This window comes from Dyadobacter psychrophilus, from assembly GCF_900167945.1.
In the GTDB taxonomy this organism is placed as follows: Bacteria; Bacteroidota; Bacteroidia; order Cytophagales; family Spirosomataceae; genus Dyadobacter; species Dyadobacter psychrophilus.
On sequence record NZ_FUZA01000003.1, the window covers coordinates 469,803 to 490,630 of the forward strand.

19 protein-coding genes are annotated in these 20,828 nt (G+C 43.9%); 9 read left to right on the top strand and 10 right to left on the bottom strand.

Annotation, left to right across the window (positions count from 1 at the left end):
• The first annotated feature begins 134 nt into the window (after positions 1-134).
• The 4 genes from B5X68_RS15775 to B5X68_RS15790 all read left to right on the top strand — a co-directional run bounded on the left by B5X68_RS15775 (position 135) and on the right by B5X68_RS15790 (position 3,958).
• Entirely contained in the window at positions 135-611 is a 477-nt protein-coding gene (locus B5X68_RS15775) for an Lrp/AsnC family transcriptional regulator (RefSeq protein ID WP_082215697.1), read from the top strand.
• Positions 612-887: 276 nt separating this feature from the next.
• On the top strand, positions 888-1,502 hold the full coding sequence (locus B5X68_RS15780; protein WP_082215698.1) for an RNA polymerase sigma factor: 615 nt from the start codon (positions 888-890) through the stop codon (positions 1,500-1,502).
• Complete coding sequence (locus B5X68_RS15785) at positions 1,492-2,952, top strand: hypothetical protein (RefSeq protein ID WP_082215699.1); 1,461 nt, start codon at positions 1,492-1,494, stop codon at positions 2,950-2,952. Before B5X68_RS15780 ends, B5X68_RS15785 begins: the two co-directional genes overlap by 11 nt.
• A 94-nt stretch (positions 2,953-3,046) precedes the next feature.
• On the top strand, positions 3,047-3,958 hold the full coding sequence (locus tag B5X68_RS15790) for a Ppx/GppA phosphatase family protein (protein ID WP_082215700.1): 912 nt from the start codon (positions 3,047-3,049) through the stop codon (positions 3,956-3,958).
• Between the two features lie 11 nt (positions 3,959-3,969).
• On the opposite strand, the gene B5X68_RS15795 is transcribed toward B5X68_RS15790, so the two are convergent.
• The 10 genes from B5X68_RS15795 to B5X68_RS15835 form a co-directional block, all read right to left on the bottom strand.
• Positions 3,970-4,338, bottom strand: a complete 369-nt coding sequence (locus B5X68_RS15795) for an SxtJ family membrane protein (protein WP_082215701.1) — start codon at positions 4,336-4,338, stop codon at positions 3,970-3,972.
• Between the two features lie 78 nt (positions 4,339-4,416).
• On the bottom strand, positions 4,417-4,566 hold the full coding sequence (locus tag B5X68_RS28945) for a DUF5989 family protein (RefSeq protein WP_169719989.1): 150 nt from the start codon (positions 4,564-4,566) through the stop codon (positions 4,417-4,419).
• A gap of 73 nt (positions 4,567-4,639) precedes the next feature.
• Positions 4,640-5,761, bottom strand: coding sequence for an SGNH/GDSL hydrolase family protein (locus B5X68_RS15800; RefSeq protein WP_082215702.1), 1,122 nt, complete (start codon positions 5,759-5,761; stop codon positions 4,640-4,642).
• Between the two features lie 28 nt (positions 5,762-5,789).
• The gene (locus B5X68_RS15805; RefSeq protein ID WP_082215703.1) at positions 5,790-7,652 is read right to left on the bottom strand and encodes a carbamoyltransferase family protein; all 1,863 of its coding nucleotides are present in this window, start codon (positions 7,650-7,652) and stop codon (positions 5,790-5,792) included.
• A gap of 226 nt (positions 7,653-7,878) precedes the next feature.
• Entirely contained in the window at positions 7,879-8,916 is a 1,038-nt protein-coding gene (locus B5X68_RS15810) for a hypothetical protein (RefSeq protein WP_082215704.1), read from the bottom strand.
• A gap of 97 nt (positions 8,917-9,013) precedes the next feature.
• A complete protein-coding gene (locus B5X68_RS15815; RefSeq protein WP_082215705.1) occupies positions 9,014-10,051 on the bottom strand; it encodes a hypothetical protein in 1,038 nt (345 codons plus the stop codon).
• A 99-nt stretch (positions 10,052-10,150) separates the two neighbouring features.
• On the bottom strand, positions 10,151-10,537 hold the full coding sequence (locus B5X68_RS15820) for an acyl-CoA thioesterase (protein ID WP_082215706.1): 387 nt from the start codon (positions 10,535-10,537) through the stop codon (positions 10,151-10,153).
• A gap of 76 nt (positions 10,538-10,613) precedes the next feature.
• On the bottom strand, positions 10,614-12,935 hold the full coding sequence (metE, locus tag B5X68_RS15825) for a 5-methyltetrahydropteroyltriglutamate--homocysteine S-methyltransferase (protein WP_082215707.1): 2,322 nt from the start codon (positions 12,933-12,935) through the stop codon (positions 10,614-10,616).
• Positions 12,936-13,244: 309 nt separating this feature from the next.
• Positions 13,245-14,369, bottom strand: a complete 1,125-nt coding sequence (locus tag B5X68_RS15830; protein ID WP_082215708.1) for an acyltransferase family protein — start codon at positions 14,367-14,369, stop codon at positions 13,245-13,247.
• 98 nt (positions 14,370-14,467) lie between these two features.
• The gene (locus tag B5X68_RS15835; protein ID WP_082215709.1) at positions 14,468-15,202 is read right to left on the bottom strand and encodes a glucosamine-6-phosphate deaminase; all 735 of its coding nucleotides are present in this window, start codon (positions 15,200-15,202) and stop codon (positions 14,468-14,470) included.
• Positions 15,203-15,348: 146 nt separating this feature from the next.
• On the opposite strand from B5X68_RS15835, the gene fumC reads away from it, so the two are divergent.
• The 5 genes from fumC (at position 15,349) to B5X68_RS15860 (ending at position 20,721) form a co-directional block, all read left to right on the top strand.
• Positions 15,349-16,749: a class II fumarate hydratase gene (fumC, locus tag B5X68_RS15840; protein ID WP_082215710.1), complete on the top strand. Its 1,401-nt coding sequence runs from the start codon at positions 15,349-15,351 to the stop codon at positions 16,747-16,749.
• A gap of 22 nt (positions 16,750-16,771) precedes the next feature.
• Positions 16,772-17,332 (top strand): HEAT-like fold family protein, encoded by a 561-nt coding sequence (locus B5X68_RS15845; protein WP_229208438.1) that lies wholly within the window; start codon positions 16,772-16,774, stop codon positions 17,330-17,332.
• 66 nt (positions 17,333-17,398) lie between these two features.
• The gene (locus B5X68_RS15850) at positions 17,399-18,340 is read left to right on the top strand and encodes a D-2-hydroxyacid dehydrogenase (RefSeq protein ID WP_082215711.1); all 942 of its coding nucleotides are present in this window, start codon (positions 17,399-17,401) and stop codon (positions 18,338-18,340) included.
• Between the two features lie 23 nt (positions 18,341-18,363).
• Positions 18,364-19,542: a galactokinase gene (locus B5X68_RS15855; RefSeq protein ID WP_082215712.1), complete on the top strand. Its 1,179-nt coding sequence runs from the start codon at positions 18,364-18,366 to the stop codon at positions 19,540-19,542.
• Positions 19,543-19,581: 39 nt separating this feature from the next.
• Positions 19,582-20,721, top strand: a complete 1,140-nt coding sequence (locus B5X68_RS15860; protein ID WP_082215713.1) for an aldose epimerase family protein — start codon at positions 19,582-19,584, stop codon at positions 20,719-20,721.
• Positions 20,722-20,828 lie beyond the last annotated feature (107 nt).

Here is a 20,828-nt window from a genome sequence, read left to right on the forward strand (position 1 = left end):
AAGCAAATTTAGCTTAATAGATGTTTTGTTCAATAAATTCAAAAAATTTAGACTAATAGTCTGCCATAACTCAATTGCCTAAATTATTTATCTACTTTTGAAGCAATCAAAAAGTGAATAAAGATATTCTATCTATGTATAATCCCGACGAAACGGATGCTAAAATCCTGCATTATCTGCAACAGGATGCTACCTTGAAAACAAGGGAATTATCAGAAAAGTTAAATCTGTCCTACACGCCTGTGTATGAAAGAGTAAGAAGGCTGGAAAAAGAGGGGATCATTAAGAAATACGTGGCGCTCGTTGACCGTGAGAAAGTCGGCAAGAAACTAATGGCTTTCTGCAACATTGCCTTGAAAGAACATTCTAAATCTATGGGAGAAAAATTTGTGAAAGCCGTTGTAGCGATGCCGGAAGTGATGGAATGCTTCAACATTTCCGGTGACTATGATTTTTTACTGAAAGTTGTGGTGGACGATATGTCTCAATATCAGCAGTTTTTAATGCAAAAACTGGGCTCTCTTGAAAACATCGGCAGCACGCATAGCTTGTTTGTAATGGGGGAAATCAAAAATTCTTCTGCACTGGAAATGCACGTCCAGAAAAAATAAATACGGCACCGGAAATTCCAGGCCGTATTCCAACTCACCCCTAACAAAAATTTTTAATGTCTTTGAATGCAAGGGCATTCCTATAACTATTTACGTCCATCACAAAGCAGCTGTTGCAAAATCAATCAAATTTCTGCCATATAAAAAGCCTTTAACGTTTTTTAAGACTGGTTTTGAGCGACTTGAAAATATAATCGTACATTTTTGCAACAGAATAACGGTGGTAACCGTAATCCTAATTAAGAATTCAATCCCTGACAATCTGATCCTCTAACTTTGCTCTTCGGAAGAAAAATATCTTTTAACGAGAACGACTTTGATACAGTCGTTGCTGCGTGCATTGCTGGCAATAACCAGGCGCAGAGACATCTTTATAAACAGTTTTTCGGCTATTCGAAAAGTATTTGTCTGCGCTACACATCCACAACCGAAGAAGCGGAAGAGGTGTTGAATGAGGGGTTTTTGAAGGTTTTTAATAATTTGGGAAAGTACGACTCCAATCATCCGTTCAAAGCCTGGCTGAGAACGATCATGGTGAACACGGCGATCAGTTATTATCGCAAGCATAAGAAGCACAGCGAAGATATGATTTCCCTTGAAGACGCTCCTTATCCCAAATTTGACGAAGATATAATCGGGCAGATCACCGCAGATGAGATCCTGGAACTGATCCAGAAGATCAAGCCCGTTTACAAAAACGTGTTTTTACTATACGTTGTCGATGGTTATAACCATCGCGAAATAGCAGATTTGCTGCAAATAAACGAGGCAACCGTTCGCTCACACTATGTTCGTGCAAGGGCACGTTTGCAGCATTTAATCAAACAATATTACCCAAATCTCTTCCCAAGTGATTGGGCTGTAAAGTCATTCAGAGGAAATGAAAACTAATAAATTTGAGGATACTATACGCCGGAAATTAGAAAGTATTGAACCTGACTTTCAGGAGAAGGACTGGGCTAAAATGCAAAATTATATGCACGCCCAAAGCCCTCCGAGTTTCTGGCAACAACACAGTTCATGGATCGGGTACGCCGCCGCAGCTTCGGTTTCGACGGTGATGGCATTTATGTATGTGAACCAGCGGACGCAAAACAACCATCTTACAGCTGATGTAAAGAAATTGCAGCATCAAATAGAGGCAATTAAGAATACGCCGACGCTGGCTCAAAAACCGGACACAGTATATTTGATTCAAAAAAGTGACGGTTCTGGTGAGCTGATGGCACTTTCCGAAGACGTTACTCCTCCTGGCATTGCACCGAATGAGTCCATAGCAAGACGGAAAATCATTGTTAGTGAAAAAATTACCAGATCTGCTCCGCCAAAAACGACTGTTGCTCCGACACCAACGAAAGCTTTCTCCACGAATGATCAGCTTGCAGAAAACGCTGACCAACCGGTTTTGAACACCGTTGTACCATCTGCAAACTCATTCCAGGCTAATGGTAGAGGTGGTTCAGGCATTGTCATCAACAGTAGCAATTACAGTCAAAACAATGCTGGTGCAGAACGTTTTGCGATGCCGGCTGACATTGAGTTGAATTTACAGCGGCCGGTTGATGTGAAAAACAGCAATTTTGGCGTGAATAAGATGAAATACAATCTCGCAAGCCGTATTTCAAAACGTCATTATCAGCAAGCAATGCTGGCTTCGACCATGCAGAAACCTATTTTACCAGTCTCTGAAAAGAAAACCGAGCAGGTTGCCCAGACTGAAACTGTCATTCCGAAACGGAACCTGAAAGTGCCTTACCGTTTCGGTGTGGGCATTGCTACGGATGGCGTTGGTAAAACCAAAAGCATAACGGGAGAAGTTTTAATCGCCAAGAAGTTCTCAATTTCGGCAGGCATAAGCTGGCTGAAAGTGAAGCCGATGGAGTTTTTCAATGAAAAATTGTTCAGAGAGAAAAACCGGCGTGACTTCAAGGGAACACATCCCGGTGAGATTCCGCTGGCATTCCAGGTTTATAACATTAAGGTCGATCCTACGGTCGTTCAAATTCCCCTAACAGTTGCGTTCAGGAACAATATAAAAGATAACTGGGCCTATTATGCGGGTGCAGGCACCAATATTACCGTATCGGCGAAGGAAAAAATCTCGTTCGACTGCAAAGCGCCTAATTTCGAATATTTCAGCCAGCGTTTCGAAGCAAAATCCGATGTCCCAATGATCAATTCGGTCAATTTTACAATGGGCCTTGAAAAAACCTGGTATCCGATCGTGGTGCAGGCCGAGGGATATTTATACACTTACTTCAACCAGCTCACACCGATGAGCCAGTCTGCCGGTCCTGGCGTTAAAGTTAAGCTGATGTATCAGATAGGAGGAAAAATGTAAATAGCCAGTCCCAACTTTCAGGAATAATAAGTAGAATGTTGTTCCTGAAAGTCCTATTTTTGGTTTTTATTTACTCCCCTACTTCACATAGCTTTTGAAATTCGCTGCAATAGATATTGGATCCAATGGTGCCCGCATGCAAATATCGTCGGTACTGCATGACGAGGGAATTTCCCGTTTTAAGAAGGTTGAATATGTTCGTTTTCCGCTAAGGCTTGGTCATGACGTTTTCACAGAAGGCCGGATAAGTCCCAACAGCGAGGACCGGATGATGAAGCTGATGCTCGCCTACCAGCTGCTGATGGAACTGCACGAGGTGGACGATTATATGGCTTGTTCAACCTCCGCCATGCGTGAAGCTGACAATGGTTATGAGGTGCGCGAGCACATTCAACAGCGCACCGGCATCCACATTCAGATCATTGACGGCCAGAAAGAAGCGGAACTGGTTAATAATGTTGTTGTGAAATCGCTAAGCGAAGGCCAGTATATTCACATTGATGTAGGTGGCGGCAGCACGGAGCTGAATGTGTATAAGGACAGGCAAAAAATCGCCGCCAAATCGTTCAAACTGGGTTCAGTAAGGCTTTTGGAAGGAAAAGAATCTAAAAATTCATGGCTGAAAATTAAGGAATGGATCAATCAGTATGTGGATTATTCCTTGCCTATCGAAGCCGTTGGAACGGGTGGTAACATTAACAAGCTCTTTGACTTATCTTCCAAATTATCCGAAAGCTCCACTAGTCTGGACGAGATCGAAAGAATGCGCGACTACATTGCTTCTTTTACGCTGGAAGAGCGGATCAATAAACTGCAACTTAACCCAGACAGGGCAGACGTAATTGTACCAGCAGGCGACATTTACACCTCTGCAATGAAATGGGCAGGTGCCAGCGTGATCCACGTGCCTGATGTGGGCTTGAAAGACGGAATGCTGCAACTGCTTTATGATCGGGCATGCCGCAAAAAAAAGCCCGAGGTTAAGCCCGGGCCTTTGTCAGCGTAATATTTTAAAGGTTACCAAACCTGTTCAAGGTCCTTCGCGGAATATTTGTGGTTTCTCTCAACGAAAACGGAGTCTTTGGCTTCGCGCTTCAATGCTAACGGGTTTTTCTTGCCCAATTTGGCGATAGCAGCAACCGGAAAAAGAATCACAAAGAATACAAGCGACAACAGGATCCTCCCGTTTATTGCACCCAAAATTTCCGCAATCTTGTACCAGCCTTTCACGATCAGGTCTCCTGCTGCTGGAATTGCAATGCTCAACACGCCAATAACAGCCGCTGCGATAAGGAAATAAGGATATTGTGATTTGAAAATAAAATACAGAACCACTAAACCGGTAACGATGACCAATTGTGCTTTGGCCTTATCTGATTCACTCATTTTGAATATTGGGGATAATTAAATGCAGTGGCTTTTGAAACCACTGCATATCTGAAAAAGTCTAATCGATCGGGTAAACTAGAATAGGGTGTAAATAAACGGAGCAACCGCTGAACCTCCACCGATAACAATCAGAACACCGATAAGTAGTAAAACGACAATCACAGGAGCCAACCACCATTTCTTACGCTCCTTCATAAAGGCAAACAAGTCTGTCAAAAAATCCATTTCTTTTGTTGTTTTTTATTTCAAAGATAAATATTTCAATATTTTTTTAAACTATATTCCAATTATATTATTGTTAAGGCTTCTTCATGGCTTCTGTAAGCCTGTCGGCAATGAGCTTGTTTAATGTAGCGCTGCCGTGCCCATCGTTTTTGCCAACAACGCGTTCCTTTTCCGGAATTTTCAAAACACCATCATTTATGCCCACAACGGTTACGCCTTTTGATCGCAAATAATCTTCAACAGGCTTGGTATAACCTGCACTTTTATCCACCTGGAATAGAAAGGGAATGAAAACTGCATACATTTTAGCGCCAGTGCTATCGCGGTAATCGATCATTTTTGAAAGATCTCTCAGATGCGCATTGAGCACTGTTGTGTCGGTGTAAGCGGTTTGAACGAACTTCTCAAATGTGCTGAAACCTGTGTGCGGCAATTGCCAGTAAATGAAGTTGGGCAGATAAAAACGCTTTACCAATGTTGCCATCGGGCCTTTCAAGTCAGCATAAGGTTCTGCTCCTGACAGAGAAAGTCCTTTTTCGCGACCTACCTTTTCGATGTCATTGGGGAAATATTCGAGAACAATGACATCCGGTTTCACCGGAAATTCTTCAAGTCTTTTCGCTTCGTCACGCGTATCGGCACCAGACATTCCCAAATTGTAAACAGAATGTTTGTCGGCTCCCAGTGAAGCTTCCAATTGATTCGAAAACCGTTCATTCACATCTTTCAAACCATGACCCGCTGCGAATGAATCGCCAATAACCAGGATCTGCTTTTTACCTTGCTCTTCTTTGATTTCCTTATCGTGGTAACCCAGTGAATTGATTGGTTTCCAATATTTTTCCCACCAAATCTGCGAAGCTTTGGAAAGCACGCCCTCGTGGCTTTGAGGGATGTACATGAAAATAATTTCAAGGAAAATAAGCGTTACGATCAGCGGAACAGTGATTGTGACAATGTTAGCCAAAATCCCTTTCGCTTTGCTTTTGACAACGCCGTAATAGAAGATCCTGAGTATTTCAATGACAAAAAGAAACCAGAAGGCAAACTTCGCAAGCCGGACATACCAGCTGTCTGCTTGCGGAAATCCTGGATAATCAAATTTGATCTCGAACTTATCGGGATAAAACAGGAATATGAATAATAAGCCAAGAAATAAAATGCGAATTACGCTTGTAACTATTTTAGAAGTCATTTGTGTATGTTACTGATATTCAGGGCTATTAATCCAGAACGAATTCTTCTTTCCAGTTGTCCTTTTCAAGCCATTCCGGCTGTTGTCTTTTGTCAAAAATGAAGTTACCAACCACGAGATAATCCATTTCTGTACGCATGAAACAGCGGTAAGCATCATTTGGCGTGCAAACGATCGGTTCTCCGCGAACGTTGAAACTGGTGTTCACGATAACCGCATAGCCTGTAAGCGCCTTGAAAGAATCGATGAGCTCGTAATAACGCGGGTTGGTTTCCTTGTGAACCGTCTGGATACGCGCCGAATAGTCAATGTGCGTAATCGAAGGAAGATCTGAACGCTCGAAATAAAGCTTTTCACGCAGGTCCATTGCTCCGTAATTGGCAGGAACAGGTTTGCGCCTTGCTTCTGCAACCGGGTGTACGAGCAGCATATAAGGGGAAATGCCATCGTAATCAAAGTACTCAGCGCAATCCTCGGCCAAAACAGATGGTGCAAATGGCCTGAACGACTCGCGGTATTTGATTTTCAGGTTCAGTTTTTTCTGCATTTCGGCATTTCGGGGATCTCCCAAAATGCTTCTTCCGCCCAATGCGCGCGGCCCGAATTCCATCCTCCCCTGAATCCAGCCCACGACATTCCCTTCGGAAAGCAATTTGGCTGCGTCAACGGAAAGGTCTTTGAAATTCTCGTAGTGCGTGTAAACCGCTTTGTATTTTTTGGCGGTTAATGCCACATCGAGATCGGAGAATGTTGGCCCAAGATAAGAACCTCTCATGGCATCTGCCTTCCAGGTGATCTTTCTTTCCTGACCGAAGAAAATATGATATGCAGCTTGTGCAGCACCTAATGCACCGCCGGCATCGCCAGCAGCTGGCTGTATAAAAATATCCTTAAAAATATTGGCTTTCTGCAACTTACCATTCGAAACGCAGTTCAATGCAACACCGCCAGCCATACATAAGTAATCTGCGCCAGTAAGGCGTTTTGCCTCTTTTGCCATTCGGATCACTGCTTCTTCTGTGATGTTTTGAATGGCGAGCCCGAGGTTGCAATGTACAGGTTCAAGAGCGTCTTCCGGTCTTCTGGTTTTAAAACCGAAAAGCGCTTCCCATTTATCTTCATTAACCATTTTCAGACCGGTAGCGTAATCAAAGTAGTCCTGATTCAGCCAAACGGAACCGTCTTCTTTCAATTCAATGAGATCTTTGAGAATAATTTCCTCGTATTTTTTAATATCAGGAGAAGTCGGGTTGCCGTAAGGGGCCAATCCCATTAATTTATACTCTCCTGAATTAACCCGGAATCCAAGAAAATAAGTGAATGCAGAGTATAAAAGCCCTAATGAATGCGGGAATCTCAGTTCTTTTAAAATGCTGATATCCTTTCCTTCTCCCAAACAAATGGAAGCGGTCGCCCATTCACCAACGCCATCAATGGTAAGAATGGCCGATTTTTCAAATGGTGAAGGATAATAGGCACTTGCCGCGTGCGACAGGTGATGTTCAGGGAATAGAAGCTTTACTTTTTTCTTTTTATCATAACCCAATTTCACCAGCTCTTCGTTGATCAGACGCTTTAAAAACATCTTTTCTTTGATCCAGACCGGCATTGCAGTTAAGAATGACCTCACTCCTTTCGGTGCGAAGGCATAATAAGTTTCGAGAAGTCTTTCGAATTTCAGAAGTGGTTTGTCGTAGAAAACGATCGCGTCCAGTTCATTTAGGGTTAATCCGCCATATTCCAGGCAAAATCTTACGGCTTCGGAAGGGAAACCCGGATCGTGTTTTTTTCGGGTAAAGCGCTCTTCCTGCGCCGCTGCAACAATTTCTCCATTATCAATAAGGGCCGCTGCCGAGTCATGATAAAAAGCTGAAATACCTAGAATTTTCATTTACCTAATTAATAATTTACCACTACGAACGCTTCCGGAGACATTTAAACCAGATGGCAATAGTGTGTTTTCCTGAACAAAACCTTTTATATTTTTGATTATCAATATCTTACAGAAAACCAATTGCACTATACCCTTAAATTGACGACAAAGCTAGCAAAAGTTGACACAAGTTAGGTATTATACATATTTACAAAAAAGAGAACAATCCAGCGGTCTTATGATTTTATCGGATAAGCTTACTGGATACAACGAAGTTTGAAAGTGCTTTGGCAAAACGCTGAGCACCCGGTTCACTGAGATGGCATACGTCACAGAACATGGCCGAATCCTTTGGCATGGCTGCTGGCATATCAAAAAAATAGGTTTTCTGAGCATTATGGACCCTTTCGAGCATTGCATTGTGCACGCTAATCCCCTTCACGACATTCTCGGGTTTCCCCCAGGTGGTTACCGGTGATACTATATAACATGGTGTAAAATACTTTTTATCAACCGGTTCGCCGGTAAGTGTAACATCTTTCGGAAAAAACGAGGCGTACTTCACCAATAACAACGGGTCGTGTTTCTCATTGGCCAGGCTTGCGATGGCATTTATGTTATCATAATAAGGCACGGCAGTTTTAATGTCCTTACCAAATACGGCGTAATTCGGGTCTACCTGCTCGTTGCTGATATAATTCCGGCGTGCCAGTTTATCCTTTACGCTTTTGAACAAATAGTGCACCGCATAAGGCATAACAGTAACATTCATTTCCGGGTGTTTGAGCAATAGATTTATCTCATCATACCATTTGATATGGCTGTAATCCGCATAAAACAAATCTGACGAAATGTTATTGGCGCGGTTCTCATTGATCGCTTCGTAATAGATCACCAAATCATAGTGCTGTTTTTTTAACAAATTGTATTTGACCATGTTATCCCGCGAATTATGACCAGGCATGGCAACATTAAAAAAGTTGAATTTCCTGACATTCGGATAAGCTTTTTGAAACAATGTATCAAGCCGCAATTCCAACCTGGACCAATGTGTGTTCACCACCGACCCTCCCATAATGAGAATGTTGCGCGTATCACCTCCCCGCTCGACCACAGCCTGTTCCATAGGTTCGATAAACGGGTAATATTTCTTTTCCAGATAGCGCGCAGGAAGGAGAAAAGGATAGCCAAAAAGGCAAAGTGCACATCTGAAAACCAATTCTGAAAACACAAAAAACAACACTGCTAACGTTAGCGAAAGATATACTTTTCGGGAGGACATGCGGAGATACTATGACTATACAAGCAGTATAATTATGAAATATCTTCGTATAATGAAACATCATTAACATAAATGTATTCTAGTATTTACTGAAAGGTTATTCTACGAGCTTAGAATCAATAATATACGTTGCCAGGCTATTCGAAAATTTTTGCGCGCCTCTTTCACTAACATGGCAAACATCGCAAAAAAGGCTCCCATCCTGAGGCATATTCCCGGCCATATCTAAGAAATGAGCCTTGCTCTTTTTTGCCAGATCCGTCAAAATCCGGTTATGTACTTCTATGCCTTTTTTCACATAATCTGCCTCGCCCCAAATCGTTACGGGAGACGCATAATGGCAGCCTGCAAAATGATCCATATCCTTCTGTTCGCCCGTCAGCTTCACGCCTTTGGGAAAATAGGAAGCATAACTGATCAAGAGTAATTCGTCCCCGCGCTTCCTGGAAAGATCAATGAGGCCACGAAGGTTTTTTTGGTAAGAAGGACCCGTTTTAATGCTGGCACCAAATTTCGCAAACCCCGGATCCACCTGCTCCCGGCTTGCATATATTTTTCTGGTCATTTTGTCCCTTATTGCCCTCATTGCGAGATCAAAAACGTAAGGGACTACGGTAATGTTGATTTCCGGATGCGCTTGCAGAAGATATATGTCGCAATACCATTTAATATGCGCATAATCCGATCGGAAATCTACGCCTGGAATGCAATTAGCACGGTTTTCATTAATTGCCTCATAATAAATGACCAGATCAAACCGCTTGTCTTCAAGCAATTTGTATTTGATCAGATTATCCAGGGATGTATGACCGGCGGCGGCTGTGTTGTAAAAAGCAAACTTTTTTGCTTTGCCATATTTCTTACTCAAGATTGTGTCCAGCCGGACTTCCATGTTGGACCATGGCGTGCTGATCACCGATCCGCCTAGAATAAGAACATCCTGAATATCATCATCATTCCGAATTTCTTTGCCGATCATTTCCTTGATCGTGGGATAGAAACCGGAATACAGATAATCACCTGGTTTTAACAGCGGATAGCCATAACACATTAACGCTATCCTGAGACCTATTTCAGTGACAACGAAGAGAATAACAAAGAAAATTAACGAAAAGAGGAACGGACGCCAGCTCATTACGACAATAAGCCGATACGTAAATGTTTGTTAAAAAGAATAATCTCCTTTTAGCTGTATCGGTTTTGCCATATACGAGCAGCAACTGGATTTGGATTTTTAAACAATAATTTTTGTTGGTTTATGATGCTCGTCGAGCGCTACGAAGGTAAAAATTCCGGTTACGGCTTTCTCACGACCCTCTTCGTACATTTTCTCAACAAAAATATCCACCCGCACTTTCATACTCGTGTTACCAACTGTTTCTACACGACCCACAAGTTCAATAATGGTTCCGGCTGGTATGGGATGAGTAAAATCAATGCGGTCGGAGGACACTGTGACACAGCGTAATCTTGAAAAACGTGTCGCTGCAATGAACGCAACTTCGTCCATCATGGATAATGCCGTTCCGCCAAAAAGAGTGTCGTAATGATTGGTATTATTGGGAAATACGGTTTTGAAAACGCGTGCTTCCGAGGTAAGTATCTTTTCTTCTAATGTCAAAATCGTGATGTTTTTATTTTGGCAAATGTAAAAAAAGAGTCAGGAATTGTTTGTCCCTGACTCTCATCAACCTGATCTAGTGCACTGCCGAAACAGATTCCCGAAGGATATTAGCAGCGGCGATCATGTTTTGCAATGCAGCGTCAGTTTCCGGCCACCTACGGGTTTTGAGGCCGCAATCCGGATTAATCCAAAGGTTTCTGGCCGGAATCACTTTCAATGCTTTTTCCAGTAAAACGATCATTTCATCTACCGTAGGCACGCTCGGCGAGTGAATGTCGTAAACACCCGGGCCAATTTCATTGGGATAATTGAAATTGGCAAAAGCATCCAGCAGCTCCATTTGTGAGCGCGACGTTTCAATTGTGATCACGTCCGCGTCCATGGCGGCAATGGACCCAATAATGTCGTTGAACTCGGAATAGCACATGTGCGTGTGGATCTGGGTCTGGTCTGCAACGCCGGCTGCGCTTAACCGGAAGGCGTCTACGGCCCATTTCAGATAATCATTCCATGCATATTTACGCAACGGCAAGCCTTCCCGAATGGCCGGTTCGTCAATTTGAATGACCTTAATGCCTGCTTTTTCAAGATCAACCACTTCGTCGCGGATAGCAAGCCCGATCTGGAATGCCGTTTCTTTTCTCGGCTGATCGTCGCGCACGAATGACCATTGCAAAATGGTTACCGGGCCTGTTAACATGCCTTTCACCGGCTTTTCAGAGTTTGCCTGCGCAAATGCCGACCATTTTACAGTCATTGCTTCCGGACGTTCCACATCTCCGAATATGACTGGCGGTTTTACACAGCGGCTGCCATAACTCTGCACCCAGCCATTCTGCATAAAGACAAAGCCCGACAAGCTTTCACCAAAATATTCCACCATATCATTCCGCTCAAATTCGCCATGCACCAGGACATCGATTCCCAGCTTTTCCTGCCAGCGCAACGATTCAACGATTTCCTCCTTAATCCTGGCTTCATATGCTTCAACCGTCAATGTTCCCTTTTTCAAATTCGCTCTTAATTGACGCACTTCATCCGTTTGCGGAAATGAGCCGATTGTAGTGGAAGGAAATAATGGCAGTTTTAATTTTTCAAGCTGAATGGCCTGGCGAACCGGAAAGGCATTTTGTCTTGCGAAATCACTTTCCTTCACACTTTGCACACGCGCCTTCACGGCCGGTTTGTGAATAAGCGGCGAATTTTTTCTGGTTTTAATGGCTTGCTGATTGGCAATAAAAGCTTCATCAGCGCGCCAATTTGTTGTTGCAAGCCGCTTAACGGTTACCACTTCTTCTAATTTCTGCTTTGCAAAAGCCATCCAGCTCTTTATTTCCGACGTCAGCACTGCTTCATTATTTTCCAATTCCAAATCCTGGGGACTGTGCAGCAATGAAGAGGAAGGCGCTATCATCACGCGATTTTCCCCCAAGACTTTGACAGCACTTTTGATAAAATCCAGTGACTTTTGGAAATCATTTTTCCAGATATTTCTGCCGTCCACAATGCCCAGCGAGAGTTTTTTGGCAGAAGTCACAAAATCCTGATCAGCGAGGATCTGCGGCAATGTTCCTGCGCATCTTGTAAGGTCAATGTGCAATGCGTCAATGTTCAGACTTGTTGCCGTGGCCAGATTATCTTCCAAAGCACCGAAATAAGACGTTACCATCACTTTCAATTTGGGCAAAGCTTCACGGATCTGTTTATATGCGCTTTTTAATGCTAATTTATCCTTATCCGCAAGATCCAAAACCAGCGCCGGTTCGTCCAGCTGCACCCATTCCGCTCCCCTTGAGGCTAGCTCTTTCAAAACAGATATATATATGGGCAAGAGGTTATCCAGCAAGTCAATTCTCTCAAAACCCGCTTCTTTCTCCTTTCCTGATAACAAATAAGTAACGGGCCCAACCAGAACAGGTTTGGTCAGAATTCCTTTTTGAAGGGCATCTTCAAATTCAAGAACAATCTTATCGGAATAGCGGCTGAACTTTTGATTTTTGGTAAACTCCGGCACCAGGTAATGATAGTTTGTATCAAACCATTTGGTCATTTCCATGGCTTTAATGTCCAAGCCGTCACGTTGTACACCGCGCGCCATGGCGTAATAGAGATCCAGCTCGCGGTTGGACTTGCCATCGATCAGCTGGTGATAGCGTTCGGGAATGGCACCAGCCATTAATGATGTGTCCAGAACGTGGTCATACAAGGAGAAATCATTGGAAGGGATCAGATCCAGACCTGCATTTTTTTGCGTTTCCCAGTTCTGATGGCGGATTTTACGGGCTACTTTTTGGAGCTCTTCCCTGTCGATTTTTCCAGCCCAAAACTGTTCACTGGCTTTTTTTAATTCGCGATTACTCCCCACGCGTGGGTAACCAAGATTGTGTGATAACATAACCATTCGTGTTTAAGAGTTAGTAAAAACCCTGTGAAACACCCCTCATCGACTATCCGCGTATAAGCACACGGATCCTTTTTAATTTTGGCTCATTGGATGAGGGCTCCAACAGCAAAAACCACTATCCCGATTGACGGGCGTTCACAAGAACGAGGTAAAATTAAAATCAATATTTTCGGATCGCCACTCAGGGTCACGATTTAAGTGAAAGCGGTTACAAATAGGATTTGAGCAGGGATAAAATATCTGTTTTGCCCAACATCTATTCGCGGAAAAGTAAATTTTATTGGCACGAAATTCCTAAGATTAATGCCTGTTCACCCGCATGCGCACGGTCCGGAGGTTAATGTATTTTTTGAGATTATTAATGGGTGATTCAAAAAAGAACCAGGAAAGCGAAGCAACTGTAATCACCAGCGCGAGGCCCAGAGCTTTTCCCAATGCATCGGTTAGAATAATCTCAACTTTGAAGATCCGTTGGAAAACTTTGATAACGAGCGGCAAAAGAATTGACGGGACGACCATGTGATAAATGTAGAGTCCGTAACTGATCTTGCCAATGTACCGCAACATTGAATTATCCAGGATTTTACCAAAAATTGATTTAAAGCCATTCCCGTGGCTGGCGTGTGCGACGAAAAACAAGCAAAACACGGCCATGGAAGTCCGGAAAAACAATGTTACCAATACGGAATCTGCGTGGGTTAAGCAGAAAAACAAGAAAAATGTAAGCCCGCCCGCTGCAAAAATTTTTAAATTTCTCAGAAAGGCTTCGGGAGATCGGTCATAAACCAAAATATAGGCCCACAATGCGCCCAGCCCGAATGCGTCCAGGCAAGTCGGCATTAAAACGCCCAGGTTGTGTCCGAAAAAAGAAAGCACAAGCCTGCTAATGATTCCAAGCAAAATTGTTCCACCAATCACTTTTTCCATGTATCGCAACGGAACACTAAGCATCACCAATGGCCAGAAAATATAGAATTGTTCTTCAACTGCCAGTGACCACAATGTTGATAAGAGGTCCGACCAGTTTGTGGTTGTTTCCAAAAGGAAGTTGGAAATATAAAGAATGTAATGCGCGGGATAGTTGTAAAAATCTGTATTAATGGTTGGGATAAAAGGAATGGACTTAGCCTGCCAAACAGTAAAAAGCAGGAAGTAGTACAACGGAAAGATCCTCAGCACCCTTCTTAACAGGAAGTTCTTATAAGTTTGTCCAATGCCTGTTTCCTCAGCAGAGGCCCTGCTCAAAAGCAGGATCCGCGTGATCAGAAATCCGCTCAAGACAAAAAAAAGAGTCACACCCAGTGGCCCGTTTGCGAGCACATTTATCCCCTGCCCTTCGGGAAACCAGTGAAAAAGAATGACCAAAATGATCGCAATTGCGCGCAGGCCATCCAATTGAGAGAAATATTCCTGTTGTTTTTGCATTTATTCATATGGATTAGGCCGCTATAAATAAAATCACATTCCACTAAAACGAAATTCTCTACACTTGGCTGATTATCAGCAACTCTTTATTACGTATTTCAATTTTGTATCAACCTTGCCGCTTCCGCATCAAGCAGCAGTTCCGCGTTCATGTGGTTTTGCAAAGCCGTCGCGGGGAACGCTGTTGTGACAGGAAATGCCAGTGCACGCTGAATAACCGCCGCTTTTGCACTTCCCGACGCCATCAGGATCGCTGTTTTTGCTTCCATAATGTGCCGTATCCCAACCGTAATCCCCAGACTAATAACTGTTGGTTGCTTAAAATATTTTTGTCCAACCTCTTTAGTTACGTTTTCGAGTTCCGAGACATGCGCATAACTATCCCAGGGCGTTCCCGGCTCATTAAGAGCAAGATGGCCGTTCATACCCACCCCCAGGATGATCAGATCCAGTCCGCCGAGACTTGCTACAACCTTATTAACACGCGTACATTCTTCCTCCGGGTCGATTGCTTTCCCATCAAAAAACACGATCTGATCCTCCCGTAAACCAATAGGTTTGAGAAAATCTTTGTTAAGCAAATTTCTGCATCCGCCATCGTCCTCAGCTCCAAAACCGATCCATTCATCGAGGCCAACAAAAACGCATTGGGAAAAATCGGTCATGCCTTTTTGGTTTGCAGATACCAAAATTTCAAACATGCCAAGAGGCGTGCTGCCGGACGGCAGACAAATAACCGCGGTGGGTTTTTTGGAAAGTAGAGCCATTACACGCTCGGCCGCGGCTAGGCTCATTGTTTCATAATCCTGGTAAACGTTGAGTTTTGGTTTCATAATTTAAATAAAAAGTGTTTGAAAAATTCATAATCTAGACATTCTTTTCGCGTAAGAAACATTTATCCTTGAAAAACACCAAAAACTGAAAGTCCAATCCTAACTTTACCGCATAATCCCGATTGTTCATTCTCACTAATTAAAAAATGGAATACCGTATAGAAAAAGATACTATGGGCGAAGTGCAAGTGCCGGCTCATGTATACTGGGGCGCACAAACGCAGCGATCGATCCAGAATTTCCCTATTGCCCAGGATATCAACAAAATGCCTAAGGAAATTATCAAGGCATTTGCATATTTGAAAAAAGCCGCTGCTATTACCAACCACGAAGCAGGCATTCTCGCAAAAGAAAAAAGTGACCTCATCGGTCAGGTTTGTGATGAGATTTTGACCGAACAGCTCGACGACCAGTTTCCACTCGTAGTATGGCAAACCGGTTCGGGAACGCAGTCGAACATGAACTGTAACGAGGTGATCGCTTATCGGGGACACGTATTGCAAGGAGGCGAGCTGGCTGATAAAACAAAATTCCTTCATCCGAATGATGATGTGAACAAGTCACAGTCTTCTAACGACACATATCCGACGGCCATGCACATTGCGGCCTATAAAATTCTCGTGGATGTCACCATTCCGGGCATTATCAAGCTCAGAGATACATTGAAAGCCAAATCGGAGGCGTTCAGAGATGTGGTAAAAATCGGCCGTACGCACTTTATGGATGCGACCCCGCTTACATTAGGACAGGAATTTTCGGGTTATGCATCTCAGTTGGACCACGGCCTACGCGCAATCTACAACACATTGGCGCACCTTTCGGAGCTGGCTTTGGGTGGAACTGCTGTTGGAACAGGCATTAACACGCCCGAGGGTTATTCGGAAAACGTTGCCCGTCACATTGCCGCGTTAACCGGCCTGCCATTTATTACTGCCGAGAACAAATTCGAAGCATTAGCAGCGCACGACGCGATCGTGGAAGCGCATGGTGCATTGAAAACGGTTGCAGTGAGCTTGATGAAAATTGGTAACGACATTCGGATGTTATCATCCGGTCCGCGTTCAGGCATTGGCGAGATCCATATTCCTGATAATGAGCCGGGAAGCTCCATTATGCCAGGAAAGGTAAATCCTACACAATGCGAAGCGATGACAATGGTGGCGGCGCAGGTGATGGGTAATGATGTGGCGATCGGGATCGGTGGTTCCAATGGTCATTTCGAACTGAATGTTTTCAAACCTTTGATGGCTTACAACTTTCTGCATTCAGCGCGACTGATCGGGGATGTATGCGTGTCATTTAATGATAATTGCGCTGTGGGCATCGAACCGTTGCACGAGAACATTAAGAAGCACGTAAACAACTCATTAATGCTTGTTACTGCATTAAATACGAAAATCGGCTATTACAAAGCAGCTGAAATCGCCCAGACGGCACATAAAAACGGCTCTACGTTGAAAGAAACGGCTGTTGCCCTGGGTTACCTGACGCCGGACGAATTTGATGCGTGGGTAAAACCGGAAGAAATGGTTGGCGACAACAAATAATTTGAGATAAACATTTAATTAAATGCTCTGCCAGACCGGTGGAGCATTTATTTTGATTATCATGCCCATGAACATTCGCAGTGCATTATTGGCAGATCCAATGCAATCCAAAAGGCGGGCGAGCGAGGTTGCGGCATATGCTTGCCTGGATAGCGCGCACTTTGATGAACTGATGGACTGCTTTCTTTCTGATAATTTCAGGCTTGCCCAGCGCGCGGCATACAGTGTTAGTATAGCGGGCAGCGAGCGACCGGATCTGATCGAGCCGCACATTGGTTCGCTGGTAGATCAGCTCAAGAGAAAAGACATCCACGACGCCGTTATCCGTAACAGCGCCCGGATCCTTCAGGAGGTTGAAGTTCCGGAAGAACTGCATGGCCGGTTAATGGATGTTTGTTTTGATTTTATTCAAAACCGGCAGATTGCGATTGCCATCAGGGCATTTTCTTTGACCATTCTTTACAACTTTTCACGCATTTATCCTGAAATAAAAAAGGAGCTGCGTATTATCATCGAGGAGGCATTGGAATATGAAAAACCAGCTTTTGTCTCACGGGGAAAGAAAATCCTCAAGAAGATTTAAAAAGGCAAAAGCGTCCTTAACACAGGTAAAACTCTTTACTTTACTTCTTTAAAACAAAAACAGCAAATGACCATATACTGTTATTCCATGCTGGATGAATCGCTGAGAAATAACCTCAGTGAAGCTCTGCAACCCCATCACAACGTCCAGTTTCGCACTGAAACGACGACTGAGGAAGAAAGCCTTGCGGCCTTCAAAACAGCAGATTATATCCTCGGCAACCCGCCGGTCGAATGGTTTTCTGACGCTTCCGATAATCTGAAATTCTGGCAGCTCGATTCGGCTGGATTTGACCAATATGCTTCCGTGACCATTAATGAAAGCGTGAAAGTCGCCAATATGGGCGATTGGTTCGCACGTCCCTGCGCCGAGTCCATCGTGGGTGGTGTACTTGCATTATATCGCGGTCTGGATACGCTGACATTATTGAAACAAAAGTCGGAATGGATCGGATCGAAACTTCGGTCGGAGCTCAAAATCCTTTACAAACAAAATGTAGTCATTCTGGGGGCCGGTACGATTGGTTTAGCTGTCAATACAATTTTGAGAGGATTCGGCTGCACAACGCATTTAATGGCCCGCACTTCTCGCGAGGCGGACCTGCATAGCAAAGAAGAACTTTTCATTGAGCTGCCTTTTGCGGATCTGGTCATTAACACGCTTCCGGGAACTGCTCAACATTTTGTTGACCAGACATTCTTTTCCAAAATGAAAGAACGCAGCGTTTACGCAAGCGTAGGCAGAGGCAGCACGACGGACGAAGATGCCTTGATCGATGTGCTTCAATCAGGTTACCTGGATGGTGCCGTTTTGGATGTCACCGAAATTGAACCTTTGCCCGAAAGCAGTCCGCTTTGGATTATGGAGAATGTAATCCTGACGCAACATACGGGTGGCGGGCACAGTAACGAGCATATGGGTAAAGTGGATTTGTTCCTTAATAACATTTTTGCAATGGAGAATGGGGGGAATATTGTCAATGAAGTGAACCTGCGCAAAGGTTATTAAGCAATCATCAGATCAGAACATTAATGCAACAATCAGATATAGTAGAAAAAATAAAGGAAAAGTATTTCCAAAAATTTGGTGAAACATCAAATCCTGAACAAGTAAGGACTTTCCGTTCACCGGGAAGAATTAACCTCATCGGCGAGCATACAGATTATAACAATGGTTTCGTGCTGCCGGCCAGTGTGGATAAGGCGGTTTATTTTGTGATTGAGCCAAGGGAAGACGATCAGGTTATACTGCATGCGGCGGATCTGGATGAGACTTATTCTTTTTCAATTCAGGATCTTTCCAAACCAGCCCAATCCTGGCCACACTATCAGTTGGGAATTATCGAACAGATCTATAAAAAAGGCCTCAAAATCGGCGGTTTCCAGACCACTTTTGGCGGGGACGTTCCGGTGGGTGCCGGATTATCCTCCTCAGCGGCATTGGAATGTTGTCTTTTATTTGCTCTAAATGAATTGTACGACCTCGGATTGGACAGGTTCAGCATTGTAAAAATGTCGCAAAAGGCCGAAAACGAATATGTTGGTGTGCAATGTGGCATTATGGACCAGTTTGCGTCGGCATTCGGTAAGGAAGAATCTGTGATCCGCCTCGATTGCCGTTCACTGGAATACGAATATTTTCCGTTCCCGATGCAGGACTATCTTTTAGTGCTTTGTGACACAAGCGTCAAACATTCTCTGGCCAGCTCAGAATACAACACCCGCCGCCAGGAATGTGAAAAAGGCATTGCTATCCTGCAAAAATATTACCCGGAGGTGCAGAGTCTGAGAGATGCGACGCCTGAAATGGTGGAAAAGCATCAAGACGAATTGGGAGATGTTGTGTACCGCAGATGCAAGTTCATCACGGAGGAGATTCAGCGCGTTCAGGATGCTTGTGATTTGCTCGTGGAAGGAAATCTGGGCGATTTCGGAAAAAAAATGTACGCTACGCATCAGGGACTGCAACACGAATATGAAGTAAGCTGCCCGGAACTGGATTTCCTGGTAGACCAAACATTAGCCGATCCTGACGTGCTCGGTGCCAGAATGATGGGCGGAGGTTTTGGTGGCTGTACGATTAATCTCGTTAAAAAAGAGGCGGTTGACGCTTTTGAACAAAAAATGAAAGCAGCTTATCAGGAAAAATATCATATTGACCTGCCATGTTATAAAGTGAAGATCACCACAGGCACGGAAGAGATTATCTGAACTTGCTAACCATTCTAAGGAAAACCTTTAACCATTGATATGAAAAAAATATTCCTTTTACTCACTGCGCTGACCAGCTTTTACCTTTTCAGCTGCTCCAAATCAAACAAAGAAGAAATGATCAGTACGATTTCAAAAGAATCTTTCGGCAAACTGCCCGACGGCCAGGAAGCAGATCTTTACACGCTTACCAATGCAAAGGGCATGACCGTGAATATTACCAATTATGGCGGCATCATTACCAAATTGACGGCGCCAGACAAGAACGGCGAGTTTGCAGACGTCGTGCTGGGTTTCGATTCGCTGGCTCCTTACCTGACTGGCCATCCGTTTTTTGGCGCGTTGGTGGGTCGTTACGGTAACCGGATTGCGAAAGGGAAGTTCAAACTGAATGATAAGGAATACAAACTGGCCATTAATAATGGTCCCAATGCACTGCACGGCGGCATTAAAGGCTTTGATAAAGTGATCTGGAAAGCAACGGAGATCAATCAGGATTCGGTTGTGGGCCTTCAACTCGAATATGTGAGCAAGGATATGGAAGAGGGTTATCCCGGAACATTAACCGTAAAAGTGGTTTACACATTGGATAACGATAATGCATTAACCATTAATTACACGGCTACAACGGACAAGCCAACCGTGGTAAATTTGACAAACCACTCTTATTTTAACCTTACAGGTTTAAAAAGAGACATTCTCGATCACGAAATTTCCATCGAGTCGGACAGCATCGTGCCCGTTGACACCACACTGATCCCGACCGGAAAGCTGCGTGCTGTGGAAGGAACGCCATTTGATTTCAGGAAGCCAACCAAAATATCCGCTGGTATTAATAAAGTCGAAGATGAGCAGATCAAAAACGGCGGCGGTTACGACCATTGCTGGGTGCTGAAACGCTCAGAACCAGGCTTAGTCTTGTTCGCAACAGCAAAAGATCCTGAAAGTGGCCGTAAATTGGAAGCGTTCACGACCGAACCTGCCGTTCAATTCTACACAGGCAACTTCCTGGATGGAACATTAAAAGGCAAAAACGCCACCTACGTCAAAAGATTCGGTTTCTGCCTCGAAACAGAACATTATCCGGATTCCCCAAACCAACCGCAATTCCCATCAACAGTTTTGAACCCGGGAGATACATATAATACAACAACGAAATATCGGTTCTCAGCTAAGTAAGACTGCGTTCGGATTATTTTGGTAAGGGCAATGGCAACAAGACGTGTGAACCGTCTCCCAGTCATTGTCCTTATTTTTTAGAATCTTTTTGAGTAATTTTGATTTAC